This is a genomic window from Bradyrhizobium sp. USDA 327, assembly GCF_041262065.1.
In the GTDB taxonomy this organism is placed as follows: domain Bacteria; phylum Pseudomonadota; class Alphaproteobacteria; order Rhizobiales; family Xanthobacteraceae; genus Bradyrhizobium; species Bradyrhizobium liaoningense.
Genome location: NZ_JBGCCW010000001.1, coordinates 8044626 through 8064475 on the forward strand (window position 1 = coordinate 8044626; position 19850 = coordinate 8064475).

Sequence of the window (19850 nt, forward strand, 5' to 3'; positions counted from 1 at the left end):
CATGAGCGCCTATATCGCCCGCCGCATCCTCCTGATGATCCCGACGCTGCTCGGGATCCTCTTCGTGTCCTTCATCGTCGTGCAGTTCGCGCCGGGCGGCCCGGTCGAGCGTGTGATCGCGCAGCTCTCGGGCGCCGACACCGGCGGCACGTCGCGCATTTCGGGCGGCAGCGATTTTGCGCAGCGCGCTCCCGGGCAGGTCGGTGCCGGCGGCGACGCCATCAACTCCAAATATCGCGGCGCGCAGGGGCTCGATCCCGATTTCATCAAGAAGCTGGAGGTGCAGTTCGGATTCGACAAGCCGGCACCGGAACGCTTCGCGCTGATGGTTTGGAATTTCGCCCGTTTCGATTTCGGCAAGAGCTATTTTCGCGACGTCAGCGTGATCCAGCTGATCAAGGAGAAGCTGCCGGTTTCGATCTCGCTGGGGATCTGGCTGACGCTGATCACCTATCTGATCTCGATCCCGCTCGGCATCCGCAAGGCGATCAAGGACGGCACCCGCTTCGACACCTGGACGTCGACCGTTCTCGTGCTGGGCTATGCCATTCCCGGCTTCCTGTTCGCGATCCTCCTGATCATCCTGTTTGCCGGCGGCTCCTTCTTCAACTGGTTCCCGTTGCGCGGACTGACCTCGGACGGCTGGTCGCAGTTTCCCTGGTATTGGAAGATCATCGACTATTTCTGGCATCTGACGCTGCCGCTGATCGCCATGGGTCTCGGCGCGTTCACCACCATGACGTTCCTGACCAAGAACTCGTTCCTTGACGAGATCCGCAAGCAATACGTCATGACCGCGCGCGCCAAGGGGTGCAGCGAGAACCGGGTGCTGTACGGCCATGTCTTCCGCAATGCGATGTTGATCGTGATCGCCGGCTTCCCCGGGACCTTCATCCACGCCTTCTTTTCAGGCTCGCTTCTGATCGAGACCATCTTCTCGCTGGACGGGCTGGGGCTGCTCAGCTTCGAGAGCGTGCTCAACCGCGACTATCCCGTGGTGTTCGGCACGCTTTACATCTTTTCGCTGGTCGGTCTCGTGATCAACCTGATCTCCGACCTGACCTATATGTGGATCGACCCCCGGATCGATTTCGAGGCGCGGGAGGTCTGATGACGCTGACCGCTCCAACGACGCCGATCGAAACCACGGCGAAATCGCCGCTCGGCGATTCGGTGCCGATCACGCGCAAGCCGTTCGTGCCTTCGCCGCTCAACAGGCGCCGGTGGCAGAACTTCAAGGCCAACCGCCGCGGCTACTGGTCGTTCTGGATCTTCATCGTCCTGTTTGTGGTCTCGCTGTTCGCCGAGCTGATCGCCAACGATCGGCCCTTCCTGATCAAGTTCGACGGCCGGCTCTATTGGCCCGCCTTCGTGACCTATTCGGAAACGACCTTTGGCGGCGATTTCGAGACGGCGGCCGACTATCGCGACCCCTATTTGCAGAAGCTCATCAAGGACAAGAACGGCACAATCGTCTGGCCCCTGATCCGCTATTCCTACGATACTCACAATCTCGACTTGCCGACGCCGGCGCCGTCGCCGCCGACCTGGATGTTGACGGAGAAGCAGTGTCAGCCGGTGGTGGAGAAGAAGGGGCTGAAGAGCTGCCGCGACCTCGAATATAACTGGCTCGGCACCGACGATCAGGGCCGCGACGTGGTGGCGCGATTGATCTATGGCTTCCGCATCTCGGTGCTGTTCGGACTTTGTCTCACGATCGTCTCGTCCGTCATCGGCATCGCGGCGGGGGCGGTGCAGGGCTATTTCGGCGGCCGGGTCGACCTCATCTTCCAGCGCTTCATCGAGATCTGGACGGCGATTCCCTCGCTCTACCTTCTCTTGATCCTGTCCTCGGTCCTCGTGCCCGGCTTCTTCGTGCTGCTCGGCATCCTGCTGCTGTTCTCCTGGGTCTCGCTGGTCGGTCTGGTGCGCGCCGAGTTCCTGCGCGGGCGCAACTTCGAATACATCCAGGCGGCGCGGGCGCTCGGCGTCTCCAACCCGGTCATCATGTTCCGCCACCTGCTGCCGAATGCGATGGTCGCGACCATGACGTTCCTGCCTTTCATCGTGTCGAGTTCAGTGATGACATTGACGGCGCTCGATTTCCTGGGCTTCGGCCTGCCGCCGGGATCGCCTTCGCTGGGCGAATTGCTGTCGCAGGCCAAGTCCAACGTGCAGGCACCCTGGCTCGGTTTCTCCGGCTTCTTCTCGGTCGCGATCATGCTGTCGCTCCTGATCTTCATCGGCGAAGCCGTGCGCGACGCCTTCGATCCGCGCAAGACGTTCAGGTAGGCCATGGACGCGATCAACCAGCCCCTGCTCAGCGTGCGCGATCTTTCGGTGGCCTTCCACCAGGGCGGCGCCACCACGCTCGCGGTCGACAAGGTCTCGTTCCAGATCAAGCGCGGCGAATGCGTGGCGCTGGTCGGCGAATCCGGTTCCGGCAAGTCGGTCAGCGCGCTCTCGATCCTGAAGCTGTTGCCCTATCCGAACGCGTCGCATCCCTCGGGCAGCATCCGCTTCAAGGGACAGGAGCTGATCGACCGGTCCGAGCAGAAGATGCGCGAGATTCGCGGCAGCGACATCTCCATCATCTTCCAGGAGCCGATGACCTCGCTCAATCCGCTGCACACGATCGAGGCGCAGATCGGCGAGATCATCCAGCTGCACAATCCCACCAGCAATGCCGAGGCGCGCAGGCGGACGCTGGAACTGCTGACGCAGGTCGGCATTCCCGAGCCCGAGACGCGGCTGAAGAGCTATCCGCACCAGCTCTCCGGCGGCCAGCGTCAGCGCGTGATGATCGCGATGGCGCTCGCCAACGAGCCGGACCTTCTGATCGCGGACGAGCCGACGACGGCGCTCGACGTCACCGTGCAGGCGCAGATCCTGGCGCTGCTTGCCGAGATCCGTTCGCGGCTCGGCATGAGCCTGCTGTTCATCACCCACGATCTCGGCATCGTTCGCCGCATCGCCGACACCGTCTGCGTCATGAAGGGTGGCGTGGTCGTCGAGCAGGGACCGGTCGAGCAGGTCTTCAAGACCCCGAAGCATCCCTATACGCGCGACCTGCTCGCGGCGGAGCCGAAGCCCGATCCGGCGCCGCCGCAGCCGGATGCGCCCGTGGTGATGTCGGTCAATGATCTCAAAGTCTGGTTTCCGATCAAGCGCGGCCTGATGCGCAAGACGGTCGGCCACATCAAGGCGGTCGATGGCGTCAGCGTCGCCGTGCGCAAGGGCGAGACGCTCGGGGTCGTCGGCGAATCAGGCTCGGGCAAGACCACGCTGGGTCTCGCCCTGTTGCGGCTGATCTCCTCGGACGGGCGCATCGTGTTCCTGGGCAAGGACATCCAGGGCCTGCGCTTCAAGGAGATGCGGCCGTTCCGGCGCGACATGCAGATCGTGTTCCAGGATCCGTTCGGCTCGCTCAGCCCCCGCATGTCGGTGGCCGACATCATCGCCGAAGGCCTGTCCGTGCATCAGCCGAAGCTGTCGCGCGAGGAACGCGAGGTGCGCGTCGTCAAGGCGCTGGAGGACGTCGGGCTCAATCCGGATACCCGCTTCCGCTATCCGCATGAATTCTCCGGCGGCCAGCGCCAGCGCATCAGCATCGCGCGCGCGGTGGTGCTGGAGCCGGATTTCGTCGTGCTGGACGAGCCGACCAGCGCGCTCGACATGCTGTTCCAGGCGCAGATGGTCGACCTCTTGCGCGAGCTCCAGCGCAAGCGCGATCTCACCTATATGTTCATCTCTCACGATTTGCGCGTCGTCGCCTCGCTCGCCAGCCATCTCATCGTGATGCGCGGCGGCAAGGTGGTCGAGGAAGGCCAAGCCGCCGAGCTGTTCAAGAATCCGAAGACGGATTACACGCGCGCGCTGTTCGCGGCCGCGTTCCGGCTGGAGACGGCCGGGAATGGCTCGGTAGCGACGTAGCTTGCGTCATTCCCGGGACTGCGACCTGTCCGTCGAGGGGCGGAGGCGAAATGCTCGGAGGCGTTGAGGCGCCGCCTCGGCGTCGCCTCAAATCCTGCCGCGGATGCAGGTCCACAATCGCGGCGTCATCTGCAGAGATAGCGGCGACCGTCTCGACCGATGTAGGTGCTCGTTGCTGGATCGTAGGATCGGTAGCGCTCCGCGCAGGAACGTGAGGCGGCGCCGTCCACGCGAGCCAGGGCGTTGTTCACTCCCTGCGCAGGAGCCGCGCCATCGGGCAACTCGAGGTCTATCCGACCTGCCGGCGTCAGTGTGCCATCCAGGTTGCGATTGGGATACTCGGCCTCGTACGTATCCGGATGGCTGCTTGCAAAGCCAGACTGCGCGTAAGCGGTGCTCAAGGTCAGGCCCGACAGCAAGGCCGCGGCAGCGAGAATCTTCAGTCCAGTCATAGTCGATCTCCATCACCAGCCGGCGCATCGTGCGGCCGGCGCAGTGAGATGTGGATCGACATGGTGCGGTCAACAAGCTCGCTGTGACCCCATACTTGCTGCCCGGCCCGATGCTGTCGTTCAAATACAGAAAGCGTCGTGTGTTTGTGGAACGAGAGGTAATGGTCGAGGCAGGCCCGCTAGAGTCGCTTGATCGCGGTGACCTCGCTGCCGGCCTGCCTGATCCGCGCAATCGCGGGCTCGGTCGGCTCGATCACGGTCGCCATGTGATAGGCATTGGCGTGAACCATGGTGCTGGCATCTCGGACGATGGCGACGTGGCCCTTCCAGAAGATCAGGTCGCCGCGCAGCAAGCTGCCTCGCTCACGAGGCTCCAGCGTGCGGCCGAGTCCGGCCTGCTGCATGTCGCTATCGCGCGGGCAGCCGACGCCTGCGGCGGTCAGCGAGATCTGCACGAGGCCCGAGCAGTCGATGCCGAGGCTGCTCTTGCCGCCCCACAGATAGGGCGTGCCGACGAAGCGTTCGGCGACGGCAACGAAGTCCGGCTCGCGCCGATCGAGCGGGACGAGATGCGTCTTCGGCAAAAATCTCCCGTCGCGCGTCACGGCGAAAGAGCCGTCCTCGCGCGCCACGGCAATCATCGAACCCATCACGAGCGTGTCGGCCGGCGGCAGCTTGATCGAGGGGCCGGGGAACGCGAACGTTCGCAGCGCGCCCACCTTGTGCGTCGGCGCGGCCGCAGGTTTCACGAGCGCCGCGTCGGGCAGCCAGCCGACATAGCCGTCGCCATTGAGCTGGCCCCAGGCCCAGCCCTCGCCGTTGCGGTCGTAGACCGTGACGCGCTCGCCGCGTAGCGCTTCCGTCATCAGCATGGCGTTCGAGGACGGCTGCTCGCGCACCGGTGCGATCGCCTCGACCACCTCGAATTCCTCCCCGGTGACGAAGCGATCCGCCTCGACCTTGCCTTCGAGATATTTCGCGGCGATGTCGCCCCGCGCCGGCGTCAGCCTTGGATCGTGTCCTGGATCATGCATAGCGCTCGCTCAGCAATGCGTAGATGGCGCGAGCGGCCTGGCACTCGCCGCCCTCGGGCCGCGCCGGCTTCGCCGACGGCGTCCAACCATAGATGTCGACATGCAGCCAGCTCCTGGCGTGCTCGACGAAGCGTTGCAGGAACAGCGCGCAAGTGATCGAGCCGGCGAAGCCGCCGGACGGCGCGTTGGTGATGGTGGCCGTCTTGGAGTCGAGCCAGGAATCGTAAGGCGGCCACAGCGGCATGCGCCACAACGGATCGTTCTCCTTCGCTGCGCAGCGCGCGACGTCGGCGGCCAGCGTCTCATCATTGGTGTAAAAGGGCGGTAAATCCGGCCCCAGCGCGACGCGTGCCGCGCCGGTCAGCGTGCCCAGATCGATCAGCAGCTCAGGCTTCTCCTCGTCTGCCAGCGCCAGCGCGTCGGCGAGGACGAGCCGGCCTTCCGCGTCGGTATTGCCGATCTCGAGCGTGATGCCCTTGCGCGAGGTGAAGATGTCGAGGGGGCGGAAGGCATTGCCGGCGACCGAGTTTTCCACGGCCGGAATCAGCACGCGCAGCCGCACCTTCAGCTTCGCGTCCATCACCATGCGCGCGAGCGCCAGCACGTTGGCGGCGCCGCCCATGTCCTTCTTCATGATCAGCATGCCGCTCGACGGCTTCAGGTCGAGTCCGCCGGTGTCGAAGCACACGCCTTTGCCGACCAGCGTCACCTTGGGATGATCAGGATCGCCCCAGCCGATGTCGATCAGCCGCGGCGCACGGCTGGAGGCCATGCCGACGGCGTGGATCAGCGGGAAATTCGTCTTCAGATCCTCGCCGACGGTGCAGGCGAAGCTCGCGCCGAACTCGGTTGCGAGCGCCTGCGCGGCTGCGGCGAGTTCCGCCGGGCCCATGTCGTTGGACGGCGTGTTGATGAGGTCGCGCGCCAGCATTGCGGCATCGGCGATCCGCTCGATCTCGGCCGCGTCGACACCGTCAGGCGGCACCAACCGGACCTCGGGGCGATCGGCCTTGCGGTAGCGGGCGAAGCGGTAGCACCCCAGTGCGAAGGCGAGCGCCGCCAGCCGCGGATCGTGCGGTGCGTTGGCAAAGCGATAGGTGCCCGGCGGCAACAGGCCGGGCAGGGCCCCGGGTCGGAACAGGTCGCGCGATCTTGGACCCTCATCCTCGAGGCCGAACAGCACCTGAGCAATCGCCCCGTCCGGCGCGGGAAGTGCCAGATAGCCGCCCGGCTTGGCGGCAAAGGCGCTCGCGGCGGCGAACTGGCGTTGCGCCGGCGGCAGCGTCTCGGCAATCTGATCCCAGCTCGACTTGGTGACGAAAGTGACCGGGATGGCGGTGGGCGACGTCTCGAAGATAGAGGGCATTGGCGGGTCCGGATCGTCAGATCAAGCGGGGTCATGCGAACTGACGAGACTTCGCAGAGTTTCGCCGCCGCTGCAATCGGCATTGCCGTCACCGTTCAGCGACCTGCTACGCGCCGCAAGGCCATGCTAGGTTCGGGGGTGCGGCCGCCAGATGTGGAGATCGCCGGCGACCGACCAGGAAGCGCCGGGAGGAAATGCGATGGAATTTGTGTGGAGCGTGGTCACATTCGTCGGCCAGGCCGTCGAGGCGATTTTTGGCTATATCGAGCATCACCATTGGATCTTCGCATTCCTCGCCGGAGGTTACGTCTTTTATCTGCACGACCGCTCCGTCCACGCGCGGTTCGATGCGCTCGACAAGCGCATCGACGAAATCCGCAGGCGGCTCGCCATCGAATATTGACCGGGCGAGAGGACACCGTCCTCGGGCGGATCTCGTATCTCGCGCCGAGAGCTGCGGTTTGGAAGGGGACGGCCTCACGCCGTTACGAGCGTTGCGGTCGTGACGCCGCCGCGAGAGGCCAGAGGCGGCGTTAACCGGCCGTTAGGGTTAACATCCTATTGCTGGCGCGTTCGGCTCGATCAAGCGGCTCCAGAATCAAGGCTTCATGCGTCAACGGATCAGTCTTGCCCGGCTTCTTGCCTCCACGTCGCTGATCGCGGCGGTGGCCATGGGCCTCGGCGGCTGCACGGCCATGTCCAAACTCTCCGAAGTGACGGGCTCGGTCGGCCCCCGGGCGGAGGCGGCTCCCGCCGACCGTGCGTCCACCGATCCAGCGCGTGCCGTCGAAGTCTATGGCGAGCGCTACCGCGCCAATCCCAAGGATGCCAACGCCGCGCTCGCCTACGGACAGGCCTTGCGCGCCAACGGCCAGCGCGCCCAGGCCGCCGCCGTGCTCGAGCAGGCGACCATCGCCAATCCCGGCAACAAGGCGCTGCTCGCCCAGTACGGCCGCGCGCTCGCCGACAACGGCAATTTCCAGCAGGCTTTCGACGTCCTGTCGAAGGCGCATTCGCCCGACAATCCGGACTGGCGCCTGCTTTCGGTGCAGGGCACGGCGCTGGACCAGATGGGGCGTCATGAGGAAGCGAGATCCTACTACGCGAGCGCGCTGAAGATCGCACCGGGTGATCCCGGCGTGCTCTCCAATCTCGGCCTGTCCTACATGTTGTCGAGAGAGCTGCCGAAAGCCGAAGAGGCGCTGCGACAGGCCTACGCCTCGCCGCGTGCGAGCGCGCGGGTGCGGCAGAACCTCGCCTTGGTCGTCGGTCTCCAGGGCCGCTTCGCGGAAGCGGAGACCATCGTGAAAGCGGACCTGCCACCGGACCAGGCCGCGGCCAATGTCGCCTATCTCAAGGACATGCTCAGCCGCAGCGACGTCCCGCACGGTGCACCGAAGCGGACGCCGGTTGCTTCGCTCAGCCAGGCCGACTGATCAGATCTGATCGCCTGATCTCAGCCTGAGTGGCGAACCGCGCGGTCCGCTCTGACTCAGTGCAACTCCGTGACCTTGATGGCGGTCGGTCCGAGAATGACCACGAACAGCACCGGCAGGAAGAACAGGATCATCGGCACCGTCAGCTTCGGCGGCAGGGCGGCGGCCTTCTTCTCGGCCTCGTTCATGCGCATGTCGCGGTTCTCCTGCGCCATGACGCGCAGCGAGTGGCCGAGCGGGGTGCCGTAGCGTTCCGCCTGCTGAAGCGCGAGACACACCGACTTGACGCCCTCGAGCCCGGTGCGCCGAGCGAGGTTCTCATAGGCGACCTTGCGATCCTGTAGATAGGACAATTCGGCCGTGGTCAGTGTGAACTCCTCCGAGAGCGCGATCGACTGGCCCACGATTTCGGTCGCCACCTTCCGGAATGCCATCTCGACCGACATGCCGGATTCGATGCAGATCAGGAGCAGGTCGAGCGCGTCGGGAAATGCACGCTTGATCGAGAGCTGGCGCTTGGCGATCGCATTCCTGAGGAACAGCATCGGCGCCTGAAGGCCGAGATAGGCAGCGCCGATGCAGATGCCGATCTTGACCGGCAGCGCCTGTTCCATGCGCGCGATCACGAAGACGTAGAGGGCCGAGCCGAGGAAGAGCACGATCGGGGCGACCATGCGGGCAAACAGGAAGGTGATGTAGGGCGCCTGGCCGCGGTAACCTGCCATGATGAGCTTGTCCCGCGCAGCTTCCTGCGCGAGCCATTTGGTGAGGTTGAAGTCCTCGACCACCTTGGAAACGAGCTGCTTCGGTGTCTGGCGCAGCGAGACCTTTTCGCTCTTGTGAAGACGCTCACGTTCGCGCTGCCGGATGCGCTCACGCTCGCTCGCCACCGCTTTCATGCGCTTGGAGAGGCCCTCGCCGGCGAACAACGGCATCACCAGCGTATACACGGTTGCGCTGGCGGCGATAGCCGCGAGCAGCATGGTCATGAAACGGACGTCGTGCAGTTTCGAGACGAGTAATTCGACCATACGGCACCGTCAGAAATCGAAGTTGATCATCTTCTTCATCACCATGATGCCGATCGACATCCAGACGACGCAGCCGACCAGCATCAGCTGTCCGGTAGGATGAGTCCAAAGCAGCGAGATGTATTGCGGCGTCGTGAGATAGACGAGAAACATCACGATCGGCGGCAGCGAGCCGATGATGCCGGCCGAGGCCTTGGCTTCCATCGACATCGCCTGGATCTTCTCCCGCATCTTCTTGCGGTCGCGCAGCACCTTGGAGAGGTTGCCGAGCGCTTCGGAGAGGTTGCCGCCCGACTTCTGTTGGATCGACACCACGATGCCGAAGAAATTGGCCTCCGGCAGCGGCATGCGCTCGTAGAGCCGCGCGCAGGCCTCGCCCAGCGGCATGCCGATCGCCTGCGTCTCGATGATAGCCAGGAATTCGCTGCGCAGCGGCTCGGGAGAATCGGCGGCGACGACCTTGATCGATTCGAACAGCGGCAGGCCCGCCTTGATGCCGCGAACGATCACGTCAACCGCGTCGGGCAGCGCAGCGAGGAACTTGGCCTCGCGACGCTTCTTCAGGAAGCTGAGCGCCCAGCGTGGCAGGCCGAAGCCGCCGGCAAAGGCGAGCCCGGCGGCACCGATCATGCCGCCGCCGCCAAACAGCGCGACCGCGAAGAACACGCCCGCCACGACGGCGGACGCGATCCAGAATTTCTGCGGCGTCCAGTCAAGCCCCGCCTGCGACAGGCGGACGCTGAGCGGAGCGCTCTTCTCCTGGGCGCGCCGCGCCTCGAGGTCCTTGAGCGTGGTCTCGACCTGCTCGCGGCGCGAGCGCTGGGTCTTCTCGGCCTGGCGGGCCGTCGGCGCCTCGGCGCGCGCGACCGAAGCGCGGCGGCTTTCCGCCTTTCGCTCCCCGGACAGCAATGGATAGAGGAAGACCCAGGCGATGCCACCGACCGCTGCGGTGGCGAGGAAGGCGAGGGCGAGGACCTGCATGTTCATGGCGGCGCTGACCTGCTCACGTCTTCGGAGCGACTTCCGCTGCGTCGAGCGCAGCGGCGAGGCGCTTCTCCTCGCCGTAATAGCGGGCGCGTTCCCAGAACTTCGGACGGCCGATGCCGGTCGAGCGGTGCCGGCCGATGATCTTGCCGTTGGCGTCCTCTCCGACCATGTCGTAGAGGAAGATGTCCTGGGTGATGATGGTGTCACCTTCCATGCCCATCACCTCGGTGATGTGGGTGATGCGGCGTGAACCGTCGCGCAGGCGCGCGGCCTGGATGATGACGTCGATCGAGGCGCAGATCATCTCGCGGATCGTTCGCGAGGGCAGGGAGAAGCCGCCCATCGTGATCATGGATTCGCAGCGCGACAGGGCTTCGCGCGGGTTGTTGGCGTGCAGCGTGCCCATCGAGCCGTCGTGGCCGGTGTTCATGGCCTGGAGCAGGTCGAACGCCTCGGGTCCGCGGACCTCGCCGACGATGATGCGTTCGGGACGCATGCGCAGGCAGTTGCGCACCAGCTCGCGCATGGTGACCTGGCCCTCGCCCTCGATGTTGGGCGGGCGGGTTTCGAGCCGGACTACATGGGGTTGCTGGAGCTGGAGCTCGGCGGCGTCCTCGCAGGTGATGACGCGCTCGTCGTGCTCGATGTAGTTGGTCAGGCAGTTGAGCAGCGTGGTCTTGCCTGAGCCGGTACCGCCGGAGATCAGCACGTTGCAGCGGACGCGGCCGATGATCTGGAGGATCTCGGCGCCCTCCGGCGAGATCGCGCCGAACTTGACCAGCTGATCCAGCGTCAGCTTGTCCTTCTTGAACTTACGAATGGTGAGCGTGGGGCCGTCGATCGACAGCGGCGGCACGATGGCGTTGACGCGGGAGCCGTCCGCGAGACGCGCGTCGCAGATCGGCGAGGATTCGTCGACGCGCCGGCCGACCTGGCTGACGATGCGCTGGCAGATGTTGAGGAGCTGCTGGTTGTCGCGGAAGCGGATGCCGGTGCGCTGGATCTTGCCGGCGACTTCGATGTAGACGGTGTTGGCGCCGTTGACCATGATGTCGGCGATGTCGTCGCGCGACAACAGCGGTTCGAGCGGGCCGTAGCCGAGCACGTCGTTGCAGATGTCGTCGAGCAGTTCTTCCTGCTCGGCGATCGACATCACGATGTTCTTGATCGCGATGATCTCGTTGACGATGTCGCGGATTTCCTCGCGCGCGGACTCCGAATCGAGCTTGGCGAGCTGGGCGAGGTCGATCGCCTCGATCAGTGCGCCGAAGATGGTCGCCTTGACCTCGTAATAATTGTCCGAACGCCGGCTCTCCATGGCCGGAGGCGGTGCGGCCTTGGCAGGGGCAAGCGGCGGCGAGGCGACGGCCGGCGGAGTCGGGGCGCGCGACATCGTCGGCGCCGGAGCCGGGGCAGGCTCGTGCGACACAGCGCCGGGCTTGGGCGCCCGAAAGTCGGTGTCTGTTCCGCTACGCTTACCGAACACTTAACAACTCCATGCGGCGGCTTATCTTCCCCGCAACTTCTCAATCAGAGGTGAAAGCAGGGACGACTTTTGTTTCTTGGTCTCGCTGCGGCCGGTCAGGCGTTGGGCGATCTGCAGGAACATCTCGATCGACTTGTGGTTGGCGGAGATCTCCGCGATCATCTGGCCGTTGTTGGCTGCCGAGCCGAAGATCTGCGGCTCGAACGGGATCGAGACGACCGGCTGGCTCTCGATCGCCTTGGCGAACTCCGTGGCGGCGATTTCGGGCCGTTTCGGCACGCCGACCTGGTTCAGGCAGTAGAGCGGCGGCCGGTCGTTGGGGCGTGCGGCCTTCAACAGATCGAACAGGTTCTTGGTATTGCGCAGGTTGGCGAGGTCAGGCGCGGCCACGATCAGGATATCGTCCGCTCCGATCAAGGCACGCTTGGTCCAACCCGCCCATTGATGCGGAACGTCAAGCACGATGCAGGGCATGGTGGAGCGCAGCGTGTCGAACACGGCGTCGAAAGCGTCGGTGCCGAAATCATAGACCCGGTCGAGCGTCGCCGGTGCCGCCAGCAGGCTGAGATGGTCGGTGCATTTCGACAGCAGTCGGTCGATGAAGGCAGTGTCGACGCGGTCGGGCGAGAACACGGCGTCGGCAATGCCCTGCGGCGGATCCTGGTTGTAATCGAGCCCGGCGGTGCCGAAGGCGAGGTCGAGATCGGCGACGACGGCGTCCATCGCGAGGTCGCGCGCGATCGCCCAGGCGACATTGTGGGAGATGGTGGAAGCCCCGACGCCACCCTTGGCGCCGACCACGGCGATGATGCGGCCGACCGCCTTGGCTTCCGGCGCCGAGAACAGGTTGCAGATCGAGCGCACGACGTCGATTGCGCCGACCGGCGCGAGCACGTAGTCGCTGACGCCGCGGCGAACCAGCTCGCGATAGAGCGTGACGTCGTTGATGCGGCCGATCACGACCACGCGGGTGCCGGCGTCGCAGACGGTGGCGAGCTGGTCGAGCCCGCCCAACAGATCGCTGCGGCCGTCGCTCTCGAGCACGATCACGTTCGGCGTGGGAGCCGAGCGATAGGCTTCGATCGCGGCCGCCATGCCGCCCATCTGGATCTTCAGATGGGCCTTGCCGAGACGGCGATCCTCGCCGGCCGCCTGTACCGCGGCGGCAGTCTCCACGGTTTCGCAGAAGGCCTGGACCGAGACGCGCGGCGCAGGCGCAATATGCTCCTCCATCGGTGGAGGAGCGGCTTGCGGCTGCTCTTCTTGTGTCTGGCGCGCGTAGTTGATCATCTGCCGGTTTCGCTGAGTTTGGCCTTGTCGGCCTCGGGATAGGTGGTCGTCGTCGGGAGCCCTTTGCGATATTTCTCGAGACCGGTGATGCGCCGCGGCGTGTATGACGGAGTTTCGGGCCGCGGCTGCTCCAGATCCGACGGATTGTCGACCATGGCCGCGAGGTTGCGCTGAGAGGCGCAGCCGTAATTGTAGTAGTCCTTGTTCTCGAACCAGCGCTTGTTCTTCATCGAGGGGCCGATGTCCTCGGGCCACAGGCCGCAGGGACCGGCGACCGCGGCGATCTTTGAATAGGTGAGCCGGATCGGCGGCAGGAAACGCTTGTCTTCCGGCCGATAGGGGTGAACGCTGACGCCGCGCGGCGGAACGCCTGCCGCCGCCAGCATCGCCTGGATCTCTCGCATCGTATCCGCGATCGGACGCGCGTTGGGCGTATGGGACGGTACGTCGATACGAATGGCGCCGGTGCCTTCGTGCAACCATGCCGATGCGACCCCCATCACATCGGCGCGCTGGGCGGCGGTCAGGCCACCGCGGGCATGGCCGACGAAGACGACGATCGAGCGATTTTGCTCCTCGATCGCGATCGGATGGCGCTGCCTGTAATCGTCGGGAATGGAGGCCGTGACGACTTCGTCGTGCTGGCAGCCGCCGAGCGCGAGCGCCATGCCGACGAGCGCACCACCGAGGCGGACGGCGCGTTTGCGAAGCTGGGGTGGTCTCGTGATCATCGTGAAGTCCCGTTCCGCCTCAGTCGGTGATGAAGCCGTAGGTGCCGCGGTAGCTCTTGGCCGGCTCGGCCCGTCCGGGCACGCCGTAGAGCCGGTTGACATTGCCGATCAGCTGGGCCTGCGGATCCGCAGGCGGAGCGAAGCCGTCATCCGGCCGCGACAGGTCCTTCGGCGCCACCGCGCGAACGACATAGGGCGTCACGATCACGACCAGTTCGGTCGCGTTGTTGACGAAGTCGCGGCTGCGGAACAGCGTGCCCAGGATCGGGAGCTGCATCAGTCCCGGCAATCCGCTGATCGCCTGCTTGGTCTGCTGCTGGATCAGGCCGGCCATCGCCATCGCGCCGCCGGAGGGAATTTCCAGCGAGGTCTCCGCGCGGCGGGTCCTGATCGAGGGCACCGTCAGCGAGTTCACCGTGGTCGAGGTCACCGCCTGCGACAGCGTGATCGCATTCTCGTTCGACAGCTCCGAGACTTCCGTCATCACCCGCAGGCTGATCTTGCCTTCACTCAGCACCACGGGCGTGAAGTTCAGCGAGATGCCGAACTTCTTGAAGCTGATCTGGGTTGTACAGACATGGGTGACGGGATCGCACGCATAGCCTGACGGCACCGGGAATTCACCGCCGGCGATGAACGTCGCCGATTCACCGGAGATCGCGGTCAGGTTCGGTTCGGCCAGCGTGCGGATCACGCCAGCGGTTTCCATCGCACGCAGGGTGGCCTGCACGGATGGCGTCGCGCCGAACTTCGTGGTCAGATTGTTGCCGTCCACCAGGTTGCGGCCATAGGCCGTGAACGGGTTCGAATTGGTGAAGCTCACCACGGAGGTGCCGTAGTTGAGGTTGGCGGAGAGGTCGATGCCGAGCTGCTTGACGATGTTGCGCTGGACCTCGGCCACCGTCACCTTGAGCATGATCTGGTCGCGGCCGCGCACCACGATCGAGTTCACCACCTTGTCGGGGCCGCCGGCCAGGCGCGCGGCGAGCTCGTTGGCCTGCTGCGCTTCCATCGGGTTGGCAGCCGTTCCGGTCAGGACGATGCCGTCGCCGAGGCCATCGATCTGGATGTCTGAATTGGGCAGGACCTGCTTCAGCGCGGCCCGCACGCCGTTGAGGTCGCGCTTGACTGCGATGTCATAGGCCGCAATCTGCTGACCGGCGGAATCGAAGAACACGATGTTGGTCTGGCCGACCGCCGCGCCGATGATATAGGCGCGCTGCGCCGAGCGGACCACCGCATTGGCGATCTTGGGATCGGCGACAAGCACGTCCTTGATGTCGCGCGGCAGGTCGATCACGATGGACTTGCCGATGCCGAGCGAGAGGAAGCGAGCGTTGATCTGGCCGTCCGCCGCGGCCGGCGCCACGGGGCGGTAGTCGGCAGCGATCACCGGGTTGAACGCCAGCGCGAAGGCGGCCGAAAACGACAGGGCGCGGACCAGTGAGGTTCGTATCGTCGCCGAATCTGCCCTGCATTTCATATCGACTGTCTTCATCGTGCCTTAGCCGTCTGACTTGGAACGCCGTAGCGAATGATCAAAACGCCGTCTCGCTTCTGCGCGGAGTCATCGAGCGTGATTTCGCTCATCTTGACGTCGGCGATACTGCGCAGCGCCAGCGACAGCGTGCCGCTCTGCCGCGCCGCGGAGAGCGTTGCGGTCTGCGCTGGATTGAGCTCGAGGGTGACGGTCTTGCCGATCACCGAGTTCTGGCCGTCCTTCTCCTTGGGCGCCTGGTCGATGGCCAGGACGCGGATATTGGCCAGGATGATCTCGGACGTGACGAGGTCGGGGGCGCCGCTGCTCTGGTCCGGGTTCTTCAACCGGCGCGTGAGAAGCACGTCGACGCGATCGTTGGGCAGGATGAAGCCGCCCGCGCCGGTCTCCGGCGAGATCTCAGTTGAGATCGCCCGCATGCCGGTGGGCAGGATTGCCGCCATGAAGCCGGAGCCTTCGGCCTTGACCAGCTTCTGGTCGCGGATCGGCTCACCCTGGATGAACGGTGCGCGCGCGATCGAGCCGCTCACCTGGGTCGCAGCATCGGGACGCTCGTTGCGGCGGATGAAGGTCGTGCTGGCGGTCGCGGCCGGCCAGGTCTGCCACTGCACGTCTTCCGGCTTTACGGTCTGGCCCAAGCCGATGTCGTTCTTGGCGACGAGGACGTCTACGGTCGGCAGCTGCGCGACCGGAAGCGGAGGCGGCGCAGAATTGTCGGTGCCGCTCGCCAGGTACGCGGCGACGCCGCCGGCGCAGATGGCGACCGTCAGGACGACAATGCGTGCCCTATTCATACGCTTCACTTTCCAACAATACGCCGCGACGCTGCCGCCGCCGTGATCGGCAGTTGACCAGCTATTCGTCAAAGCATGGTTAATGAGGCGTATCTAAATCGCCTTAACGCCGGGTTTACCCTGTGCGTTCAGCGCAGTGCGAGGTGAGTGAGGTCGATCGCCTTCACCCATTCGGTCTCCGGGTAGACCATCAACGCGCTTAGAGCGAGCGCGATGCCGTAGGGAATGCCGCTCTCCTTGGCGTGCAGCCGTGCGAGCCAGGCCTGGCCTGCCAGCCCGTAGGGCAGCGGCCATTGCCGGAACTGGAGCAGGAGCAGCGTCAGCGCGCCGCCGAACAGTGAGGCGTAGAGGAGGAAGTTCATCAGCTGCGCGAAGCCGAACCAGAGCGCGACGGAAGCCGCGACCTTGGCGTCGCCGCCGCCCACCCAGCCCATTGCGAAGCAGGTGAAGGCCACGACCAGGACGAGCGCGCCGGCGCCGACATGACTCATCATATCGTAAGGTGCCATGCCACCGGCGAGGGCGAGCACGAAGAAGCCTGCGACCAGCGCCAGCGACACGCGGTTTGAGATCGTCATCGTGAAGAGATCGCTCGCGGCGGCGAATGCCATCAGGGCCGGGAAGAGCAGAAGGCGCGCAAGGTCGAGGATCATGGGCTGCGTCTTGGGGCCTGGTTTGGCCGCGGGAGCTGGCGTCGCCGGATACTAGCGCGTAGTGCTAAACAAACCGACAACGGCGACAGGGACGTGGGGGCCAAGGCCGCTGAATGCGTTTCACCAGAAGCTGGCGATGCGCGCGGCGAGCGCGACCGTCGCAAGCAGCAGCGCAAGGCAGATCCAATAGGCCGGTGAGCCGGCTTGAGCCGCCCCCACCTCTTTCGCCGCGACCGCGGCATCGGTTCTGAACTTGTGCAACGCCACTGGAACTTGCCGTCTTCAGAAAAGCAAAGGCCCCGGAGGCCCGGGGCATTTGCCGCCGGTCGTCGGTCGCCTACTTCAGCGACGTGCTGATCGAGCTGAACTTGCCATTCAGCGTGGTGCCGAGATTGTTGACGACGGTGATGATGGCCAGCGCGATGCCGGCGGCGATCAGACCGTATTCGATGGCGGTGGCGCCGGATTCATCCTTCGCGAAACGCGCAATCAAGTTCTTCATGAACAAAACTCCGTCTGGGTGAGATCGCCTCGTTCGGCGCTGTCTGAAGCGAGGACCATGAGAGCCGAGCTCTTTCGGTAAAGTTAACTCGATCGGGTAAACCCAGGTTCGGCGCGATGCTTTCGCGCAGAGTGAATTTCGCCTTAAGACGGCAGCTGCGATACATTCCGGTTCCCGATGCATCGGCAGCGCGGCGCCTGCTTCACCCTCCCTTAAATTTCGCGGAGTACGCCTAGGCAGGACTGGAATTCGCAAGAGAGGCGACGATGTCGAGCCTGCCCATGCAAGTCGCCCTGATGCTCGGCGAGACCATCGTCAAGGTGATCCCCGTCACCTTCGTGCTCGCGGCCGTCTTCACCGTGCTGGAGCATTTCTGGGCCTGCAATCCCGGCGCGCCGTGGTGGCGCAAGCGGGAGATCATCACCGACATCTGCTACTGGTTCTTCGTCCCGGTGTTCGCCCGCACCATGCGGATTGGTCTTCTGATCGTCGGCGCCAGCGTCGTCTTCAACATCCACGACGCCGACGAGCTCATTGCCTTCTACGACAATGGCCATGGTCCGCTGTCGCAGCTGCCTCTGTGGGTTCAGGCTCTGCTGTTCCTGGTGCTGTCCGACTTCATGCTGTACTGGCTGCACCGGCTTTTCCACGACGGCGGCTTCTGGAAGTACCACGCGGTCCATCATTCGTCGGAGGAAATCGGGTGGATCTCCGCGGCCCGTTTCCATCCCGTCAATCTCTTGCTCGGGACGATCAGCGTCGACGTCGTGCTGCTGATGGCCGGTATCTCCCCCAACGTCATGATCTGGGTCGGCCCGTTCACCACCTTCCATTCGGCCTTCGTGCACGCCAACCTGAACTGGACCTTCGGACCGTTCAAATACGTGCTGGCGACGCCGGTATTCCACCGTTGGCACCATACCTCGCTCGAAGAGGGCGGCGACACCAATTTCGCCGGGACGTTTCCGATCTGGGACGTGCTGTTCGGCACCTTCCGCATGCCGGAGGGGAAGCTGCCGCAGGATTACGGCAAGGACGAAGCGACCATGCCGAAGGAGATCTGGGGCCAACTCGCCTATCCGTTCAAACAATAGCCGGCGAGTTTGCGGAACGTTCATGAATTAAAGGCAGGTTGGCCGGGTCGGGCGCCGGCTCCGCTGCTATCTGATCGCTTCTGCCGGTTTGTGACGTCCCGGGGGTAAGAGTATGCGTAAAGAATTGCTGCGCCGTCATGCGCGCGTGTGTCTTCTGGTTGCCGCTGCGGTGCTGGCATGGCCTGCCGCCGGCCTTGCCGAGTCCACCGCCGACACGATCGCCGTCAATGTCGACCAGGCCAAGCTGGTACGGCTGCCCGGCAAGGTGGCAACCATCGTGGTCGGTAATCCCCTGATCGCCGACGTCACGCTCCAGCCGGGCGGCATGATCGTCGTGACCGGAAAGGGCTATGGTGCCACCAACTTCATCGCGCTCGACCGGGGCGGCGAGATTCTGGTCGACCGCCAGATCCAGGTTGAAGGTCCGAGCGACCGGCTCGTCACCGTCTATCGTGGGATCGAGCGCGAGTCCTACAGCTGCGTACCGCTTTGCCAGCGTCGCGTGACGCTCGGTGACAGCGACGCCTACTTCAACAACACGATGAACCAGGCCGGTTCGCTGAGCAGCAGTGCCAGCGGCAGCGGGGGCGCCAAATCCAACTAAAGCGCGATGCGATTAGGATGAATCGTCATCGCGCTTTAGGTTTTGTTTGAGCATGATCTTTTCGGGAAACCGCTGCCCACTTTTCCGGATCATGCTGTAAAATAAAAAGGCCGTGCGTCGCGCACGGCCTTCTTGTTTCCTCTGGCTCGAGCCGGTCGGGCCAAGAGCCCGGGTGGGCTCAGCCCGCGGCGCGGAGGTTGTCCGCCGCCGACTTGCCGGAGCGGCGGTCGGCCACGATCTCGTAGGAGATCTTCTGGCCTTCGCGCAGCGAGCCGAGTCCGGCGCGCTCCACGGCGCTGATGTGAACGAAAACGTCCTGGCCACCGTCGTCGGGCTGGATGAAGCCGAAGCCCTTGGTCGCGTTAAACCACTTCACGGTTCCCATGCTCATGGGTAGTTCCTTCTCAGATAACACAATGTAAGAGCCCGCTTCCGCGGGCCGGTTAGATCGAATTTCTGGAAGGGTCGTCAGCGTGTCTGAACCGGCTGTACCGGTGGATGCCAATGTCGTCCGGCCGAAAATCGATTATTTCATTTTATCGGAAACAGGAGCCCGAAACAATCCGGACGTGCACGAATTTTTGATCCGCCGCGATATCAACGGCGGATCAATATCCAGGTCGGAATTCTATCTCGCGCGAGCGCGCCGCAGCCGATCAGCGGCGGCGGAACTGGCCGCCGCGCTGTCCGGGACGGGGCGGTCCGCCCGCCGTGCTGGGACGTTCGTCCTTGTGGCGGAAAATCAGCCGGCCCTTCTCCAGGTCGTACGGCGACATCTCCACCGTCACGCGGTCGCCCGCGAGCGTCTTGATGCGGTTCTTCTTCATCTTGCCGGCGGTATAGGCAACGATCTCATGTCCGGCGTCGAGTTGCACGCGGTAGCGGGCGTCGGGGAGGATTTCGGTGACCAGTCCTTCGAACTGGATCAGCTCTTCCTTAGCCATGAATTTCTCCAGGTC

At 64.6% G+C, this 19850-nt stretch carries 22 protein-coding genes; 7 read left to right on the top strand and 15 right to left on the bottom strand.

The features are described from left to right. Position 1: 1 nt before the first annotated feature. From ABIA42_RS37925 to ABIA42_RS37935, 3 genes are read left to right on the top strand one after another with little or no spacing between them, the layout of a single operon-like run. Positions 2-1111: a microcin C ABC transporter permease YejB gene (locus tag ABIA42_RS37925; RefSeq protein WP_239627354.1), complete on the top strand. Its 1110-nt coding sequence runs from the start codon at positions 2-4 to the stop codon at positions 1109-1111. Then, positions 1111-2292 carry an ABC transporter permease gene (locus tag ABIA42_RS37930; protein ID WP_271529802.1) on the top strand — a complete coding sequence of 394 codons (1182 nt, stop codon included), beginning with the start codon at positions 1111-1113 and terminating at the stop codon, positions 2290-2292. The genes ABIA42_RS37925 and ABIA42_RS37930 overlap by 1 nt, the downstream gene beginning before the upstream one ends. 3 nt (positions 2293-2295) lie before the next feature. Next, positions 2296-3933, top strand: a complete 1638-nt coding sequence (locus ABIA42_RS37935; protein WP_370115910.1) for an ABC transporter ATP-binding protein — start codon at positions 2296-2298, stop codon at positions 3931-3933. A 125-nt stretch (positions 3934-4058) separates the two neighbouring features. Here the strand turns inward: ABIA42_RS37935 and ABIA42_RS37940 are convergent, their stop codons facing one another. From ABIA42_RS37940 to ABIA42_RS37950, 3 genes are all read right to left on the bottom strand, one after another. After that, entirely contained in the window at positions 4059-4385 is a 327-nt protein-coding gene (locus ABIA42_RS37940; protein WP_271529800.1) for a BA14K family protein, read from the bottom strand. Between the two features lie 179 nt (positions 4386-4564). Then, positions 4565-5419: an NlpC/P60 family protein gene (locus tag ABIA42_RS37945; protein ID WP_370115908.1), complete on the bottom strand. Its 855-nt coding sequence runs from the start codon at positions 5417-5419 to the stop codon at positions 4565-4567. After that, entirely contained in the window at positions 5412-6785 is a 1374-nt protein-coding gene (locus ABIA42_RS37950) for a M17 family metallopeptidase (protein WP_370115907.1), read from the bottom strand. The genes ABIA42_RS37945 and ABIA42_RS37950 overlap by 8 nt, the downstream gene beginning before the upstream one ends. A gap of 199 nt (positions 6786-6984) precedes the next feature. On the opposite strand from ABIA42_RS37950, the gene ABIA42_RS37955 reads away from it, so the two are divergent. Both ABIA42_RS37955 and ABIA42_RS37960 read left to right on the top strand, forming a co-directional pair. Continuing rightward, entirely contained in the window at positions 6985-7188 is a 204-nt protein-coding gene (locus ABIA42_RS37955; protein ID WP_028177287.1) for a hypothetical protein, read from the top strand. 205 nt (positions 7189-7393) lie between these two features. Further along, positions 7394-8221, top strand: coding sequence for a tetratricopeptide repeat protein (locus ABIA42_RS37960; protein WP_271529797.1), 828 nt, complete (start codon positions 7394-7396; stop codon positions 8219-8221). Positions 8222-8277: 56 nt separating this feature from the next. Here ABIA42_RS37960 and ABIA42_RS37965 read toward each other — a convergent pair whose 3' ends face one another. From ABIA42_RS37965 to ABIA42_RS38010, 10 genes are all read right to left on the bottom strand, one after another. After that, positions 8278-9252 (bottom strand): type II secretion system F family protein, encoded by a 975-nt coding sequence (locus tag ABIA42_RS37965; RefSeq protein ID WP_271529796.1) that lies wholly within the window; start codon positions 9250-9252, stop codon positions 8278-8280. A 9-nt stretch (positions 9253-9261) separates the two neighbouring features. Next, positions 9262-10239 carry a type II secretion system F family protein gene (locus ABIA42_RS37970; RefSeq protein ID WP_370115905.1) on the bottom strand — a complete coding sequence of 326 codons (978 nt, stop codon included), beginning with the start codon at positions 10237-10239 and terminating at the stop codon, positions 9262-9264. A 16-nt stretch (positions 10240-10255) separates the two neighbouring features. Further along, complete coding sequence (locus ABIA42_RS37975; protein ID WP_271529794.1) at positions 10256-11725, bottom strand: CpaF family protein; 1470 nt, start codon at positions 11723-11725, stop codon at positions 10256-10258. Positions 11726-11746: 21 nt separating this feature from the next. After that, positions 11747-13015 (bottom strand): CpaE family protein, encoded by a 1269-nt coding sequence (locus ABIA42_RS37980; protein ID WP_370115904.1) that lies wholly within the window; start codon positions 13013-13015, stop codon positions 11747-11749. Continuing rightward, positions 13012-13746 carry a CpaD family pilus assembly protein gene (locus ABIA42_RS37985; protein ID WP_271529791.1) on the bottom strand — a complete coding sequence of 245 codons (735 nt, stop codon included), beginning with the start codon at positions 13744-13746 and terminating at the stop codon, positions 13012-13014. The genes ABIA42_RS37980 and ABIA42_RS37985 overlap by 4 nt, the downstream gene beginning before the upstream one ends. Before the next feature lie 19 nt (positions 13747-13765). Next, positions 13766-15229: a type II and III secretion system protein family protein gene (locus ABIA42_RS37990; RefSeq protein ID WP_271529904.1), complete on the bottom strand. Its 1464-nt coding sequence runs from the start codon at positions 15227-15229 to the stop codon at positions 13766-13768. An 11-nt stretch (positions 15230-15240) separates the two neighbouring features. Then, a complete protein-coding gene (gene cpaB, locus ABIA42_RS37995; protein WP_370115903.1) occupies positions 15241-16038 on the bottom strand; it encodes a Flp pilus assembly protein CpaB in 798 nt (265 codons plus the stop codon). Between the two features lie 128 nt (positions 16039-16166). Continuing rightward, a complete protein-coding gene (locus tag ABIA42_RS38000) occupies positions 16167-16691 on the bottom strand; it encodes a prepilin peptidase (RefSeq protein WP_271529789.1) in 525 nt (174 codons plus the stop codon). 120 nt (positions 16692-16811) lie between these two features. Beyond that, positions 16812-16958: a hypothetical protein gene (locus tag ABIA42_RS38005; protein ID WP_370115901.1), complete on the bottom strand. Its 147-nt coding sequence runs from the start codon at positions 16956-16958 to the stop codon at positions 16812-16814. 70 nt (positions 16959-17028) lie between these two features. Beyond that, positions 17029-17193, bottom strand: coding sequence for a Flp family type IVb pilin (locus ABIA42_RS38010; RefSeq protein WP_271529787.1), 165 nt, complete (start codon positions 17191-17193; stop codon positions 17029-17031). A gap of 266 nt (positions 17194-17459) precedes the next feature. On the opposite strand from ABIA42_RS38010, the gene ABIA42_RS38015 reads away from it, so the two are divergent. Beyond that, positions 17460-18287, top strand: coding sequence for a sterol desaturase family protein (locus ABIA42_RS38015; protein WP_271529786.1), 828 nt, complete (start codon positions 17460-17462; stop codon positions 18285-18287). Between the two features lie 112 nt (positions 18288-18399). After that, the gene (locus ABIA42_RS38020) at positions 18400-18891 is read left to right on the top strand and encodes a pilus assembly protein N-terminal domain-containing protein (protein WP_271529785.1); all 492 of its coding nucleotides are present in this window, start codon (positions 18400-18402) and stop codon (positions 18889-18891) included. Between the two features lie 178 nt (positions 18892-19069). Here ABIA42_RS38020 and ABIA42_RS38025 read toward each other — a convergent pair whose 3' ends face one another. Both ABIA42_RS38025 and infA read right to left on the bottom strand, forming a co-directional pair. Then, positions 19070-19282 carry a cold-shock protein gene (locus ABIA42_RS38025; RefSeq protein WP_014439634.1) on the bottom strand — a complete coding sequence of 71 codons (213 nt, stop codon included), beginning with the start codon at positions 19280-19282 and terminating at the stop codon, positions 19070-19072. A 265-nt stretch (positions 19283-19547) separates the two neighbouring features. Further along, positions 19548-19835: a translation initiation factor IF-1 gene (infA, locus tag ABIA42_RS38030; protein WP_024340539.1), complete on the bottom strand. Its 288-nt coding sequence runs from the start codon at positions 19833-19835 to the stop codon at positions 19548-19550. Positions 19836-19850: the final 15 nt, after the last annotated feature.

What these genes read in the sequence shown, in the direction of transcription:
- ABIA42_RS37925 (WP_239627354.1), top strand. Translation starts at nt 2, where the DNA reads ATGAGCGCCTATATCGCCCGCCGCATCCTCCTGATGATCCCGACGCTG.
- ABIA42_RS37930 (WP_271529802.1), top strand. Translation starts at nt 1,111, where the DNA reads ATGACGCTGACCGCTCCAACGACGCCGATCGAAACCACGGCGAAATCG.
- ABIA42_RS37935 (WP_370115910.1), top strand. Translation starts at nt 2,296, where the DNA reads ATGGACGCGATCAACCAGCCCCTGCTCAGCGTGCGCGATCTTTCGGTG.
- ABIA42_RS37940 (WP_271529800.1), bottom strand. Translation starts at nt 4,385, where the DNA reads ATGACTGGACTGAAGATTCTCGCTGCCGCGGCCTTGCTGTCGGGCCTG.
- ABIA42_RS37945 (WP_370115908.1), bottom strand. Translation starts at nt 5,419, where the DNA reads ATGCATGATCCAGGACACGATCCAAGGCTGACGCCGGCGCGGGGCGAC.
- ABIA42_RS37950 (WP_370115907.1), bottom strand. Translation starts at nt 6,785, where the DNA reads ATGCCCTCTATCTTCGAGACGTCGCCCACCGCCATCCCGGTCACTTTC.
- ABIA42_RS37955 (WP_028177287.1), top strand. Translation starts at nt 6,985, where the DNA reads ATGGAATTTGTGTGGAGCGTGGTCACATTCGTCGGCCAGGCCGTCGAG.
- ABIA42_RS37960 (WP_271529797.1), top strand. Translation starts at nt 7,394, where the DNA reads ATGCGTCAACGGATCAGTCTTGCCCGGCTTCTTGCCTCCACGTCGCTG.
- ABIA42_RS37965 (WP_271529796.1), bottom strand. Translation starts at nt 9,252, where the DNA reads ATGGTCGAATTACTCGTCTCGAAACTGCACGACGTCCGTTTCATGACC.
- ABIA42_RS37970 (WP_370115905.1), bottom strand. Translation starts at nt 10,239, where the DNA reads ATGAACATGCAGGTCCTCGCCCTCGCCTTCCTCGCCACCGCAGCGGTC.
- ABIA42_RS37980 (WP_370115904.1), bottom strand. Translation starts at nt 13,015, where the DNA reads ATGATCAACTACGCGCGCCAGACACAAGAAGAGCAGCCGCAAGCCGCT.
- ABIA42_RS37985 (WP_271529791.1), bottom strand. Translation starts at nt 13,746, where the DNA reads ATGATCACGAGACCACCCCAGCTTCGCAAACGCGCCGTCCGCCTCGGT.
- ABIA42_RS37990 (WP_271529904.1), bottom strand. Translation starts at nt 15,229, where the DNA reads ATGAAATGCAGGGCAGATTCGGCGACGATACGAACCTCACTGGTCCGC.
- cpaB (WP_370115903.1), bottom strand. Translation starts at nt 16,038, where the DNA reads ATGAATAGGGCACGCATTGTCGTCCTGACGGTCGCCATCTGCGCCGGC.
- ABIA42_RS38000 (WP_271529789.1), bottom strand. Translation starts at nt 16,691, where the DNA reads ATGATCCTCGACCTTGCGCGCCTTCTGCTCTTCCCGGCCCTGATGGCA.
- ABIA42_RS38010 (WP_271529787.1), bottom strand. Translation starts at nt 17,193, where the DNA reads ATGAAGAACTTGATTGCGCGTTTCGCGAAGGATGAATCCGGCGCCACC.
- ABIA42_RS38015 (WP_271529786.1), top strand. Translation starts at nt 17,460, where the DNA reads ATGTCGAGCCTGCCCATGCAAGTCGCCCTGATGCTCGGCGAGACCATC.
- ABIA42_RS38020 (WP_271529785.1), top strand. Translation starts at nt 18,400, where the DNA reads ATGCGTAAAGAATTGCTGCGCCGTCATGCGCGCGTGTGTCTTCTGGTT.
- ABIA42_RS38025 (WP_014439634.1), bottom strand. Translation starts at nt 19,282, where the DNA reads ATGAGCATGGGAACCGTGAAGTGGTTTAACGCGACCAAGGGCTTCGGC.
- infA (WP_024340539.1), bottom strand. Translation starts at nt 19,835, where the DNA reads ATGGCTAAGGAAGAGCTGATCCAGTTCGAAGGACTGGTCACCGAAATC.